Source organism: Methylobacterium frigidaeris, assembly GCF_022179185.1.
Taxonomy (GTDB): Bacteria; Pseudomonadota; Alphaproteobacteria; order Rhizobiales; family Beijerinckiaceae; genus Methylobacterium; species Methylobacterium frigidaeris.
In genome coordinates, this window is record NZ_BPQJ01000499.1 from 1 (window position 1) to 207 (window position 207).

General features: G+C 64.3%; 1 pseudogene. It reads left to right on the top strand.

Annotated features, from left to right (window positions below):
* Positions 1 to 207, top strand: a pseudogene (locus MFF64_RS37740) (CheR family methyltransferase); the annotation flags it as partial.

Sequence of the window (207 nt, forward strand, 5' to 3'; positions counted from 1 at the left end):
GATCTCGGTCAACGAGGAGCTGCAATCGACCAACGAGGAGCTGGAAGCGTCCAAGGAGGAGCTGCAGTCGCTCAACGAGGAGCTGCAGACGGTCAACAGCGAGCTGAGCGGCAAGATCGACGACCTCGACCGGGCGAACGGCGACCTGCGCAACCTGTTCAACGCCAGCGGCCTGGCGACCGTGGTCCTCGACCGCAACCTCGGGAT